Source organism: Bifidobacterium sp. wkB338, from assembly GCF_003688325.1.
In the GTDB taxonomy this organism is placed as follows: Bacteria; Actinomycetota; Actinomycetes; order Actinomycetales; family Bifidobacteriaceae; genus Bombiscardovia; species Bombiscardovia polysaccharolytica.
Genome location: NZ_NPOR01000013.1, coordinates 1 through 13,182 on the forward strand (window position 1 = coordinate 1; position 13,182 = coordinate 13,182).

Consider the following 13,182-nt stretch of genomic DNA (forward strand, 5'->3'; position numbering starts at 1 on the left):
GGGGCAGCGGTGAATTCAAGCCCCGGTAAACGGCGGTGGTAACTATAACCATCCTAAGGTAGCGAAATTCCTTGTCGGGTAAGTTCCGACCTGCACGAATGGCGTAACGACTTCCCCACTGTCTCGACCAGGAGCTCGGCGAAATTGCAGTACGAGTAAAGATGCTCGTTAAGCGCAGAAGGACGAAAAGACCCCGGGACCTTTACTATACCTTGGTATTGGCGTTAGGTGCGGACTGTGTAGCATAGGCGGGAGGCTTCGAAGCGGGTGCGCCAGCATCCGTGGAGCCGGAATGTGAAATACCGCTCTGTCCTCATCTGGCCTCTAACCTCGGCCGGTCATCCCGGCCAGGGACAGTGCCTGGCGGGTAGTTTAACTGGGGCGGTTGCCTCCCAAAGAGTAACGGAGGCGCCCAAGGGTTCCCTCAGCCCGGTTGGCAATCGGGTGTTGAGTGCAATCGCACAAGGGAGCTTGACTGCGAGACCGACGGGTCGAGCAGGGACGAAAGTCGGAGATAGTGATCCGGTGCCGGCGTACGGACGCGGCATCGCTCAACGGATAAAAGGTACCCCGGGGATAACAGGCTGATCATCCCCAAGAGTCCATATCGACGGGATGGTTTGGCACCTCGATGTCGGCTCGTCGCATCCTGGGGCTGGAGCAGGTCCCAAGGGTTCGGCCGTTCGCCGATTAAAGCGGCACGCGAGCTGGGTTCAGAACGTCGTGAGACAGTTTGGTCTCTATCCTCTGCGCTCGTTGGAATCTTGAGGAGCCCTGCCCATAGTACGAGAGGACCTGGGTGGACGAACCTCTGGTATGCCGGTTGTCGCGCCAGCGGCACGGCCGGTTGGCTACGTTCGGATGGGATAACCGCTGAAAGCATCTAAGCGGGAAGCCCCCTCCAAGATAAGGATTCCATGAAGCCTTGCGGCTTCTGAAGACCCCATGCAGAACACATGGTCGATAGACCGGACGTGGACACCCCGCAAGGGGCGGAGCCGACCGGCACTAATGGTCGAGGACAACACAACACCCACCCCTTACAGGGGTGGCGGCATCAACACCTGCTGCGAAGCCTGCCTGCGGCAATATGCACGAACATTCGCAGGCGATCGAACACACGAGACACGCGTCCACCATCCGGTCCCCAAGCCGCCAGGACACCCCGACCCCGCACGGGTCGGCAGAATTGAAGATTCGCGGCGGTCATGGCCTGGGGGAGACGCCCGGTCCCATTCCGAACCCGGAAGCTAAGACCCAGCACGGCAATGGTACTGCACCCGGAAGAGTGTGGGAGAGTAGCACACCGCCGCCACAACACGAAAAAGTAAAGGCCTCTGATGACACGAATCATTAGAGGCCTTTACTGTATGCACGGACATACACCCAATGCCGCTTCTTCAGACATTGCGCCAGTCTTGAGCTTTCATCGGCTCGGTTCTTGCTCCGTCCTACAAACAAGACACCGGCCCTTGTTAGAGTGAGAAGAACCTGACAACAAAGGAGATGACAGTGAAGACGATTGAATTGGGTACCTCTGGTGTCGAATTCTCTAGCGTAGCCCTTGGGGCCATGAGGATTGACAACAAGACCAGGCAGGAGGCATCAGAGATTGTAAAGGCGGCACTGGATGCCGGCATAGATTACTTTGACACCGCAGACTGCTATCACGATGGTCTGTGCAGCACCATGCTGGGCCAGGCCTTGAAGGACTGCGGTGTGAAAAGGGAGGATGTTGGTATACAGACTAAATTCGGCATCTTCCGAGATAAGGAGAGCGGCAGGGTCACCCGTTATGACTTTTCCAGGAAGCACCTGTTGGAGGCCATGGAGCAGGAGCTCGAGAACCTGCAGACTGACTACGTGGACTTCGTCCTTCTGCACCGGCCCGACACCCTGGTCGAGCTGGATCAGCTGGCCGAGGCCTTCAATGAGCTTCAATCTTCAGGCCGCGTTCGCCACTTCGGGGTCAGCAACGTCAATCCCATGCAGGTAGAGCTGCTCCAGAGTGCTCTGGATCAGAAACTTCAGGTGAACCAGTTGCAGTTCGGCCTTGGACATACCGGTATGATTCGCCAGGAGATTCATGTGAATATGGCCGACGAGGCCAGTCTAGACCACGACGGTGGGATTTTGGCTTACTCCCGCCTCAAGCGTATGACTATTCAAGCATGGAGTCCTTTCCAGAGTGGGACCGGCGAAGGGGTCATCATCGACAACCCGAAGTTCCCTGAGCTCAACGACTGCCTTGCCAAGATCGCAGATGAACATGGCGTCAGTAAGAACGCCATTGCAGTCGCATGGATACTCCGTCATCCGGCCGGGATGCAGGTCATCATCGGATCCATGAACCCGTCCAGGATTGCTGAAATGGCCTCCGGGGCGGATGTAGAACTGTCTGCTGAGGAGTGGTATCAGCTCTATGTGAGCGCGGGCAACGATATCTTCTAAATCCTGTGGTCTTCCGCGCTGTACTGTCACAGTGCCTGCCGGATCTTTGGAACAGACAATAGGGAATCGGTGGGGAAGACCGATATAACTGCTGGAAAGCAGTTATTCCCATAGTTGCAGGGTCAGTTGCTATGCGTTATTTTGTTCCCCACCGGTGCCCCCGGTAGCGCCAAAATCACGTACCACGACCAGGCAAAGGTTGCTAGGGCCGCGGAGCTATATCGAACGAGGGGCGAAGCGCTGGGTCTCTCGCTGTGGCTTCTGCTAAATCTGGCATCTGGCCAGTCATGACCCAACCCTTTATGATCGCCTGCATGGGCATGATCACCGTGCTAAGCCGCGATCGGGGAAGAGGAGCTATAAGCCACGCCATTGACGAAGGGGAAGTCCAGTGCATCGGGTCGGTTGTGCTGGGCTTCCCCTTTATAATCTCTATTTTCATATTCTTCTTACTATTCTCGTGTTGGCCTGTCTGTCAGCTTGGATCATCGGTACCATTTCCAATTTCCCTTGCATCCGGTCTGGAACCGGTCAGAAAGACCCTCTTCCATCTGTTGCCAATCCGCCTCTGGCATTCGACTTTGCAGGCCGACGGATAACGGTCCAGGTGAAAGCCTTGCCTTCGATGGATAGAAGCATCGGCTCATGGGCCGACTCGGAATCCACGGCATGATCTGCGATGATGGCGCTATAGGTCCTGCGCGGGGTGACCGTCTGGCTAATGTCTCTGTAGTAACGCTGGACTACCTCATCGAAATAGGCCAGGGCTCGCTCGGTTCGTTCGTCCTAGGGTCTGCCTTCAGCGCCCAACTCAGGGTAGCGGGTCTCGAATATCCGGGGCCGCATGCTGTGCCGTCTCTTCCAGCGCTTGGACATCATTGTCGCTAACTGGACGGCTCGGTGAAACGCCTGATGGACCGTCTCCCGTGAGCACTCGGATAATCTCGTTGGTCATCGGGTTTGAACCGGTATTGTCAGAAGGTTCCCTCGTGTGAGAGTTGCACCTGTCATAGGCTTACTCTGCTGTCAGAGGGTGCGACACACAAAAGAGCCAGCTCACATTATCGCTGACACGGCTTCGGCACCGATTCCGTTCTGCCCGATGGGCCGCTCTGCAACAGTCCCTGACTGATTCAACCCTAACGGCGTTGATGACGGCGGTCCACGAATGCCTGGGACCCCCGGTCGATCACTCCCGAGACCAGGGTGGTGAGGGCGGCTGAAAGGACAGCGAAGGCCAGGCTGGCTATAGCCCCCTGCTGCTGCCCCTCTTCGGACTCGAGCCCCCCATTACGTCGGGTCTGTGCATTGTCCCAGACTGATTGGAATATCTTGCCGGCTAGGTAGCCGGCAAGGGATGGCAAGACCCACTTGATGACCTTGTCGGTGAGGGAGTCTGGGTCAGATTTAACTGAAGAAGTCATATCGCGTACCTTGTCGTCTATTGCGTGGAAACGTTCGACGATGGCATCAGCACCGTCCTTGGAAGGCCCAATCGCACTAGTCATGATGCCATTATCCCACACTGCACCGCTTGTGCCTGATACTGAGGGCCGTCGTGGTCCATACGGATGGTGTTGCTTTCCGGTACCGCAGGGGGCGAAGGTAGAATAGGTACATGACAGTTTCACAGCCAATCGCGAGTGAAGGAGCTCGCAGCAAAGGACGCGTCGTCTTGCTGCGCCATGGTCAGACTGCATGGAGCCTGTCGGGACAGCACACCGGGAAAACGGACATACCCCTCACGGGGGAGGGGCGGGATCAAGCCAGGAAGGCGGGGGAAAGACTCAGACGGGCTTTCCCGGACGGGTTTGAACCGGAATACGTGTATGCATCACCGCTGAAGAGAGCCCAGGACACGGCCCGCTTGGCAGGTTTTGACAGAATGACCATATGTAATGACCTGGCTGAATGGGACTACGGACGGGCAGAAGGGCGGACCAGACAGGAGGTGTCGCATCTGGCCGGTCGTGAGTGGAACCTGTGGCGCGACGGCACTCAGGCTCTGGGATCGGACATGGATGGGACATGGCAGGACACCCTTCCGTCCGGAGAACATGTGACGGTCAGAAACGGACCGGGGGAGACTCTGAACCAGGTGGCCCTTCGGGCTGGGCGGCTGGTGGCCAGGCTGGAGCCTTTGGTCAATCAGGGGCGGCAAGTCCTTCTGGTGGCCCACGCCCATATTCTGCGGATTCTGACGACCCAGTGGTTGAGCCTGCAGGCAGATGATGCCTGCAAGTTCCGCCTGGACACGGCCCACTACAGTGTCCTTTCCCAGTACAAGGGCAACAATGTGATAGAGACTTGGAACTGCTGAAGATTCGGAGGGCCTTCCATCCTGGACCATACCGTCATCTTCTGTCCCAGGCACTTGTGCCTTCGGATTTGCCACTGGTAGATCCAGATGAGGGTCTTGACAGGTTTCCGCGCCATAGGTTACAGCTCCAAGGCAAAAACATCAGGGCCGCCTCGGAGTTTGCCGCCTGCGGGGGTACCAGTGCCCAGAGCCCGTTACGAGGTGGGTGGCATCGTCCTCGCCGACCAGAATCTAATGAAGGACTGCGGAGTCGGCACAGATATGGTGGCGGTAGCTCAAAACGATGCGCTGGATGAACGCATCTGTCGACTGGATCAATTAGACAGGCATGGCTGGTTTTTGAGACTCTGTGCGGGCTTGGGCGAGGCTATCATGAGAGTCAAAGTCAATGCTGACAACGTTGCTGCAAGGACCGAGTACTGGAATGACACTTATTAAAACTAAAAACCGACTGGCCCATACTGTACAATCCGAACGGGGACGCAATCAAAGTTCACAGTGTTTTCGGCCCCATTCATGCGGGCGTATGGGGGTGCTGTGATGGCGGCGGAGCCTGACTGCTTCTTGGCCGTTGCATCTCTGGCGTGCGGCAATGACGAGCCGGAGTATCGCAGTGGCGGGGATCTTGCATCGGCGGGTGGCCGATGCCGACTATATTGAGGACGCGAAAGGGCGGACATTATGCCACAGCGATTCACCACGGTCTTCTTCGACCTCTATGGGACCCTTCTGGACATTAGGACCGACGAGGATGGACCTGAAGGATGGCAGTACCTCTGGGAGTATTTCCACTCCCACTGTGACATCTGGCCTGATGCCACAGCTGTCAGGAGGGATTTCAAGCGGATTCAGGCCCCATTACAAGCCGAGGCGGATCGCCGTTACGAGGTCGGTGAGGTGGAGGTCCGTAAGGTCTTCGCCGCCCTCTTTGATCAGGCTGGTCTACCCCACGATTGGCGTGATGTAGACGACCTGGCCTGGTCCTTCAGAAAGGCCACCACCACCCTTCTCAGGCCATACCCGGGTGCTTTTGACCTCTTGGAGGCTCTGAAATCGGCGGGGCTGCGGGTCGTTCTAGTCAGCAATGCGCAGGCCTCCTACACGGATCCCGAGTTGGATTTGACCGGCCTGCGTCCGCACCTGGACCGGATTTTTATATCCAGCGACTGTGGGGTGAAGAAACCCGATCCCGCCTTCTTCCGGATGGCTCTGGACGCAGAAGGGGCCGATCCGGACAGGACAGTCATGGTGGGCAACGACCGCGGTGCGGACATCATCGGAGGCAACCGCAGCGGTCTGACCACGGTCTATTTGGCCACTGGTATATCGCCGGGTAGTGACGGCGGTTTCTCGCCCGAAGCGGACCTCTCCCTTGCTGGTGCGGACTATGACCAAGTCTTCGACCTGGCCACAGGGGGTCTCAATATCGGAGGGGACCGCAACCAGTCATAAGGAGGGGGCGATTGTAGGTTGTTCCTGGACTGCCCGGATTCCGCGGATACGGGAGCATCCGACCCGCTGCCCGATTCCGAAACGGGGAGGAGATGCAGCGGGCCGGGTTTGACCATTACCTCAAGGAATGAGCAACCGGTGTGTGAGAGGTTTTGATTTACAGGGCCAGAACTGCGAAACTCTGTCCCCTCAGGGCCAGGGTGCCTTGGGAAAGATCGCAATTTACCATGACCAAGGGGCGGGGAATCTGGTCGGCGGCACCGGCACTGACCAGACTCAGCGGGAGGTCCTCCTCCTGTCGGCTGGGATTGAGAGCCACCAGGAGGCGATCGTCGCCCTGGGTGCGGGTGTAAGCGAAGGAACGGCCATGCCTGGGGGCGTGGACCACGGCGAAGTCGGCGCCCGGTCTCAGGGACTGGTGCCCACTCCTCAAGGTGGTCATCTGCCTGATGAAGGTCAGGAGTGATTCCGGGTCTCCATCCTGGTCGGCCACGTTCGGGGCGTCGGGACTCCCGTCCACGGGCAGATAGAGTTCGGTCGGGTCGGCCTTGGAGAACCCTCTGTTAGCCGAGCTGTCCCACTGCATGGGGGTGCGGGAACCTGTCCGGTGATAGCCGCCCTCCTTGGTGGGCAGGGTTTGGTAGCGCATTCCGATTTCGTCACCGTAGTAGATGAAAGGGACCCCTGGCATGGTCAGGAACATTCCATAAGCCACCTTGATTTCTTCGGGGGTCAGACGGGGCGCTAGGCGGGTGGTGTCGTGGTTGCAGGTAATGAAGCAGAAGCTTCCCAGATTTCGGCTACGCAGGTATTGGGGAAGGTAATCAGCCAGGAAGTCTGATATGCCGGTCTTGCTGTCTGCCTTGAAGTAGCTGGCATCGTCAGGCCCTTCCAGCTCGTCTTCAGTGTTGCGTGTCAGGAAGTTGTAACCGTTTGGTACGCCTGCCCACCGCCAATTCAGGTAGAAGTCCATGTCGAAGCCAGCCTCCAGGGACTGCCAGGGCTTGCCCCATTCAGAGACGAATGCTGCCTGGGGGAATTCCTTCCTGATCGGCTCGAAAAGGCGATGCCAGGTGTCGATGGTGGCCGTCTTTTCCTTGTCGTCGTTCTTGACGAGAGAGTCGGCCATGTCCACTCTGAAGCCATCGCAACCCTGACTCAGCCAGAAGCGCATGACGTCGATCATGGCCTGGCGGGTGGCTGTTGGGCCTGGGTCGTCGGGTGACTGCTGCCAGGAGCGGTCCCTTGAAGCGAATCCATAGTTGAGGGCTGGTTGGCACTTGAAGAAGTTGAGGATGTAGGCGGCATCCCTGGGAGCCTCACCGCCTATGAAGGGCATGCCGGGGTAGCCCTCGAAGCTGCTGTCCGTCCAGATGTAGCGGTCGGAGTACTCGTTGCGGGAGGCCCGCCCGCTGCTGGCGAACCAAGCGTGTTCTTCGCTGGTGTGCCCGGGAACCAGATCCAACAGGACATGGATTCCCCTTCGATGGGCCTGTCCGAAGAGGTCGACCAGGTCCTGGTTGGTTCCGTAGCGGGATGCCACCTTGGTGTAGTCCCTGACGTCGTAGCCTGCGTCCTTGAACGGGGAGTCAAAGCAGGGGTTGATCCACAGGGCGTTGCAACCCAAGGAGGAAATGTAGTCCAACTTGGCTGTGATGCCCGGTATGTCACCGATGCCGTCATCGTTGCTGTCGTAGAAGCTTTGAGGATAGATTTCGTAGAAGACTGCTTCGTCCAGCCATGATGGTGTCTGGTGCATATATACTCGCTTTTTTCGTCTGACCTTCGTCGGTCTATCTGTATGGACGCTGACCATGGTAGAGATCGATGATGACAATGGATGCATCATAAAACGCTGGGGCGGTCGATGACCGAGGTTGGCGGAACAGCGCGCCGTTGGTAGTGGAGTTCGTGCTGATTATCTGGGCCCGGGCGGCATCGAGCGCCCTCTGGCGGTTCCCGGCTAAGATCGGCTCGGGCGAATGAAGGACCACAACACGGTAGAGACCGATGCCCCGGCTCTGCGTGCCATGTCATGTATCGTGGACCTCACCGCATACTTCTCGCTCACGCCTATCGGTTCGTTGCCGTCGCTTGCAATCAGTGGTAGGCAATGGTGCCCGTCTAGAATGAATGGACATGGTCACTCTTCAGGATATTGCCCGAGCCGCCGGGGTCTCGGTCGCCACTGCCTCGTGGGCCATCAATGACGACCCCAAGGCCCGTATTCCGCAAGCCACCCGCAACAGGGTCCGCAGGGTGGCCTCCGAACTGGGTTACCGCCGCAACGCCCTGGCGCGTGGGCTTGCCAGGGGGCATTCCGATCTGATCGGTTTTATCAGCGACGGGGTCGCCACCTCACCGTTCGCCGGTCAGGTGATTCGCGGTGCCCAGGATGAGGCATGGAGGCAGGGGAAGATTCTACTCGTCGTGGACACGGGCGGGGACAGGAAAATAGAGGAGAGGGCTTTCGAGTTTATGTTGGAACGCCGGGTGGAGGGGCTGGTCTATTCCAGCTGGGTCCACCGACGGGTCGACGCTCCTGCGGGGCTGGCCGGTGTGAACGCAGTGCTAGTCAACTGTTACGACCGGCTGGGCCGTCTGCCAGCCGTGGTCCCGGATGAGGTCGGTGGAGGGCTCAGCGCCACCCGCCTACTGCTCCAGGCCGGCCACCGGCGAATTGCCTTCATCAACGCCAGCGCCCGTACCCCGGCCTCCGTGGGTCGGCTCAAGGGCTACCGGCAGGCCCTGTCCGAGGCCGGTGTGGCCTACGACCCCTCACTGGTGATCCGCGAGAAGGAGGCCGACCAGGAGTCGGGCTACCGGGCCATGAGCGAGGTGATGGCTACCGGTGCCACGGCGGTCTTCTGCCACAACGACCGCACGGCCATGGGCTTCTATGATGCCCTACGTGAATATGGGCGGCGGGTTCCCGATGATATATCCGTGGTCGGCTTCGACAATCAAGAGGTGATATCCGCCCACCTCCACCCGGCTCTGACTACCGTGGGCCTGCCCCAGTATGACCTGGGGAGATTGGGAATACGTGCGCTCATGGCAAGGGGGGACGATTCGACTAACCATCCGGCTGCTGGCTCTGGCGGCCTCGAGCCGCAACTGGTTCCTTGCCCTCTGGTCGTCAGGGATTCCATAGCTCGGATCTGATCCTCTGGTGCCTCCGCCCCGGGGGCAGAAATTACCCGGTCTTCTCTGTGGCTATCTCATGCCATTCGTTCCGCTTCTTGTGGAAACTCCTGTCCGACTACTTGCCGGGTCGCCATCCCGTTTGACAGCGGCGTAGGCACTTTTATAATGGTTGCTTAACCGCTTAAACAACTGGCGGGGATCCTGCCGAGGTCGTCGAGGAAGATGCGCGGCCCGGACGTATGGATCATCGGCGATACGAAAGGGTCAACATGAATAAGCTCTACTATCAATTCCCAGGCACCTGGTTTGGGGACTGCATGCCCTATGGGAAAGGCGATGAGTTCTTCCTCTTCCATCAGCGGGACACCCGCGACCCGGCCCCATTCGGGCAACCCTTCGGATGGGACCTGGCCACCACCAGGGACTTCGTCCATTACCAGGATTGTGGCACCGCCATACCCAGGGGCGGTGACGGAGACCAGGACCAGTTCATTTTCGCAGGCAGCGTCTTCGAGGGGCCGGACGGCTACCACGCTTTCTACACGGGTTTCAACCGTGATTATCCGGCCGAGGGCAAAGCCTCTCAGGTCCTGATGCAGGCCGTCAGCCAGGATCTCCGCCATTGGCGGAAGTTGGACCAGGCCCCCGCTATCGCCCCCCAGCCTGGGTACGACCCCGACGACTGGCGAGACCCAATGGTGGTCAGGGACGAGCAGGCCGGTAACTACCTGCTCATCCTGGGAGCGCGGAAGAAGGGGCCCAAGACCATGCAGACAGGACGGACGGTCAAATTCACTTCCGACGACCTGGTTCACTGGGAGTTCGGCGGGGATTTCTGGGCCCCCGGTCTTTACACCATGCATGAGATGCCTGACCTATTCAGAATCGGGGACTGGTGGTACCACATCGTCACCGAATACAGCGACCGACATGGGATGACCTACCGGATGTCGCACAGCCTGGAAGGCCCGTGGACAGCCCCTGTGGATGACGCCTTCGACGGGAGCGGATACTATGCGGGTCGTACCTTCGAGCTGGGCGGAAGACGGGTCCTCTTCGGCTGGGTGGGGACCAAGGCAGGCGACGACGACAGGAACAACTATGAGTGGGGCGGGACCTTCGTTCCCCACGAGGTCTATCAGAGGGAGGATGGGTCCCTGGGTGTGAGGCCGGTGGATACCCTCTGGGCCGCCTTCAACCCCCGCACCCCCATGGACGATGTGGACATCCAGGCACCTCATGAGAGGAAGGAGGTGGTCATTGACCCCGACTGCCCCGACCTCTTCTCATTCGAAGCTGATGTCAGATTCACCCCGGGCACCCGGTCCTTCGGTCTGCGCTTGCGGGAGGAGGCCGGGACCGGGCGGTCTTATCAGTATGACTTCCAAGTGGGGCAGGGGCGTTACCTATTCGAGGGGTCGCCCAATGACCCCTGGTTCACGGTCATGAACATAGGCCTTGAAAGGCCGATCCGTCTGGAGGCCGGACGTATCTACCACCTGCAGCTGGTGGTCGACGACACCATAGCCACCCTCTATGTGGATGGAGTGGCCCTGAATGCCCGGATTTACCGGCCGGGGCAGGCCTTGGGCATCTACGTGACCGAGGGCGGTCTTCAAGTCACCGGGATGAGCCTGGCCAAGGGCCTGCAGAAGTAGATGTTTTCCTGCCGGCCTCTGGGCGGGCAGATTCGGTTCGGGCATCCTCCTGATGAATTTGTGCCATGACGGGAATAATATTTGCCTCGGGAAGTTGAGTGATGTAGGCTCAAGTTTCGGAGTGGTCATGATGGCTGCTTGCCCGGGCCGACGGGAGCCGGCCATCGGGACCACGAACGAAGCGCGAGCGGAGAACGTGAACGTCGAGGTGTGGGGTCAGGCCCTACGCCCAATTTCATCAGGAGGTAACGAGTATGGCACGTGCAGTTGGCATCGATCTGGGAACCACCAATTCCTGCATTGCAACCCTGGAGGGCGGCGAGCCCACCGTAATCGTCAACGCTGAGGGCGCGCGGACCACGCCGTCGGTGGTGGCATTCAGCAAGTCCGGCGAGATTCTGGTCGGCGAGGTGGCCAAGCGTCAGGCCGTCACCAATGTGGACCGGACCATCAGCTCGGTCAAGCGTCACATGGGAACCGACTGGTCCGTCGAGATCGACGGCAAGAAGTGGACCCCTCAGGAGATTTCGGCCCAGATCCTCATGAAGCTCAAGAGGGACGCCGAGTCCTACCTGGGCGAACCCGTCACTGACGCGGTCATCACCTGCCCTGCATACTTCAACGATGCCCAGCGCCAGGCCACCAAGGATGCCGGCAAGATCGCCGGTCTGAACGTCCTGCGCATCATCAACGAGCCTACTGCCGCTGCTCTGGCCTACGGCCTGGAGAAGGGCAAGGAGGATGAGCGCATCCTGGTCTTCGATCTGGGCGGCGGCACCTTCGATGTCTCCCTGCTGGAGATCGGCAAGGATGACGACGGCTTCTCCACCATCCAGGTTCAGGCCACCAACGGCGACAACAAGCTGGGCGGTGACGACTGGGATCAGAAGATCATCGACTGGCTGGTCACTGAAGTCAAGAACAAGTACAACGTGGATCTGTCCAAGGACAAGATTGCCCTGCAGCGGCTCAAGGAGGCCGCCGAGCAGGCCAAGAAGGAGCTGAGCTCTTCCTCGTCCACCAGCATCTCCATGCAGTACCTGGCCATGACCCCCGACGGGACCCCGGTCCACCTGGACGAGACCCTGACCCGCGCCCACTTCGAAGAGATGACTTCTGACCTGCTGGGCCGCTGCCGTACGCCGTTCAACAACGTGCTGCACGATGCCGGCATTTCGGTTCAGGACATCGATCACGTGGTGCTGGTCGGCGGCTCCACCCGTATGCCCGCTGTCAAGGATCTGGTCAAGGAACTGACCGGTGGCAAGGAAGCCAACCAGACCGTCAACCCCGATGAGGTCGTGGCTGTCGGCGCTGCCGTGCAGTCCGGCGTCATCAAGGGCGACCGCAAGGACGTGCTGCTGATCGACGTGACCCCGCTTTCCTTGGGCATCGAGACCAAGGGCGGCATCATGACCAAGCTGATCGACCGTAACACCGCCATCCCCACCAAGCGGTCCGAGGTCTTCTCGACTGCTGAGGACAACCAGCCCTCCGTGCTGATCCAGGTCTATCAGGGTGAGCGTGAGTTCGCCCGTGACAACAAGCCTCTGGGGACCTTCGAGCTGACGGGCATCGCTCCGGCTCCGCGCGGCGTTCCTCAGATCGAGGTCACCTTCGACATCGACGCCAACGGCATTGTGCACGTCTCCGCCAAGGATAAGGGCACCGGCAAAGAGCAGTCCATGACCATCACCGGCGGTTCCGCCCTGCCCAAGGACGAGATCGATCGCATGGTCAAGGAGGCCGAGGCCCACGAGGCCGAGGACAAGCAGCGCCGTGAGGACGCCGACACCCGCAATGCCGCCGAGTCCGCCGCCTACCAGACCGAGAAGCTGGTCAACGACAACAAGGACAAGATCTCCGACGAGGTGGCCAAGGAGGTCACCGACAAGGTCAACGCTCTGAAAGAGGCTCTGAAGGGCGAGGACATGGACAAGATCAAGAATGCTCAGAGCGAGCTGATGACCTCTGCCCAGAAGATTGGCCAGGCCCTCTACGCCCAGCAGGGCTCCGGTGACGCTGCAGGCGCTCAGGGCGCTGCAGGTGCCGCCGGTGCTGCCTCGGGTGCGGGCTCCTCCTCGTCCGCCGATGACGACGTGGTGGATGCCGAGGTCGTGGATGACGACGACAAGAAGAAGGACGGCGAGTGAC

The 13,182-nt window shown here is 59.5% G+C and carries 8 protein-coding genes and 2 rRNA genes; 8 read left to right on the forward strand and 2 right to left on the reverse strand.

Going from position 1 to position 13,182, the window contains the following annotated elements; all coding sequences use genetic code 11:
- The 3 genes from CI603_RS03095 to CI603_RS03105 all read left to right on the forward strand — a co-directional run.
- Positions 1-1,031: ribosomal RNA gene (locus tag CI603_RS03095) — 23S ribosomal RNA — on the forward strand; the annotation flags it as partial.
- A gap of 167 nt (positions 1,032-1,198) precedes the next feature.
- Positions 1,199-1,315, forward strand: a 5S ribosomal RNA gene (gene rrf / locus CI603_RS03100).
- Positions 1,316-1,512: 197 nt separating this feature from the next.
- The gene (locus CI603_RS03105) at positions 1,513-2,451 is read left to right on the forward strand and encodes an aldo/keto reductase family oxidoreductase (protein WP_121913004.1); all 939 of its coding nucleotides are present in this window, start codon (positions 1,513-1,515) and stop codon (positions 2,449-2,451) included.
- Positions 2,452-3,590: 1,139 nt separating this feature from the next.
- On the opposite strand, the gene CI603_RS03110 is transcribed toward CI603_RS03105, so the two are convergent.
- Positions 3,591-3,959, reverse strand: coding sequence for a DUF4235 domain-containing protein (locus CI603_RS03110; protein WP_121913075.1), 369 nt, complete (start codon positions 3,957-3,959; stop codon positions 3,591-3,593).
- Between the two features lie 110 nt (positions 3,960-4,069).
- Between CI603_RS03110 and CI603_RS03115 the strand changes: the two genes are divergently transcribed.
- Positions 4,070-4,771, forward strand: coding sequence for a histidine phosphatase family protein (locus CI603_RS03115; protein ID WP_121913005.1), 702 nt, complete (start codon positions 4,070-4,072; stop codon positions 4,769-4,771).
- Positions 4,772-5,452: 681 nt separating this feature from the next.
- Positions 5,453-6,223: an HAD family hydrolase gene (locus tag CI603_RS03120; RefSeq protein ID WP_121913006.1), complete on the forward strand. Its 771-nt coding sequence runs from the start codon at positions 5,453-5,455 to the stop codon at positions 6,221-6,223.
- Between the two features lie 157 nt (positions 6,224-6,380).
- On the opposite strand, the gene CI603_RS03125 is transcribed toward CI603_RS03120, so the two are convergent.
- Positions 6,381-7,982, reverse strand: coding sequence for an alpha-amylase family glycosyl hydrolase (locus CI603_RS03125; RefSeq protein ID WP_121913007.1), 1,602 nt, complete (start codon positions 7,980-7,982; stop codon positions 6,381-6,383).
- Positions 7,983-8,362: 380 nt separating this feature from the next.
- On the opposite strand from CI603_RS03125, the gene CI603_RS03130 reads away from it, so the two are divergent.
- From CI603_RS03130 to dnaK, 3 genes are all read left to right on the forward strand, one after another.
- Positions 8,363-9,388, forward strand: a complete 1,026-nt coding sequence (locus CI603_RS03130; RefSeq protein WP_259465461.1) for a LacI family DNA-binding transcriptional regulator — start codon at positions 8,363-8,365, stop codon at positions 9,386-9,388.
- A 251-nt stretch (positions 9,389-9,639) separates the two neighbouring features.
- Positions 9,640-11,028: a glycosyl hydrolase family 32 gene (locus tag CI603_RS03135; protein WP_121913076.1), complete on the forward strand. Its 1,389-nt coding sequence runs from the start codon at positions 9,640-9,642 to the stop codon at positions 11,026-11,028.
- A 254-nt stretch (positions 11,029-11,282) separates the two neighbouring features.
- Positions 11,283-13,181 (forward strand): molecular chaperone DnaK, encoded by a 1,899-nt coding sequence (gene dnaK / locus CI603_RS03140; protein WP_121913009.1) that lies wholly within the window; start codon positions 11,283-11,285, stop codon positions 13,179-13,181.
- Position 13,182: the final 1 nt, after the last annotated feature.

Coding starts and splice junctions, on each gene's coding strand:
- CI603_RS03110 (WP_121913075.1), bottom strand. CDS start 3,959: ATGACTAGTGCGATTGGGCCTTCCAAGGACGGTGCTGATGCCATCGTC.
- CI603_RS03115 (WP_121913005.1), top strand. CDS start 4,070: ATGACAGTTTCACAGCCAATCGCGAGTGAAGGAGCTCGCAGCAAAGGA.
- CI603_RS03120 (WP_121913006.1), top strand. CDS start 5,453: ATGCCACAGCGATTCACCACGGTCTTCTTCGACCTCTATGGGACCCTT.
- CI603_RS03125 (WP_121913007.1), bottom strand. CDS start 7,982: ATGCACCAGACACCATCATGGCTGGACGAAGCAGTCTTCTACGAAATC.
- CI603_RS03130 (WP_259465461.1), top strand. CDS start 8,363: ATGGTCACTCTTCAGGATATTGCCCGAGCCGCCGGGGTCTCGGTCGCC.
- CI603_RS03135 (WP_121913076.1), top strand. CDS start 9,640: ATGAATAAGCTCTACTATCAATTCCCAGGCACCTGGTTTGGGGACTGC.
- dnaK (WP_121913009.1), top strand. CDS start 11,283: ATGGCACGTGCAGTTGGCATCGATCTGGGAACCACCAATTCCTGCATT.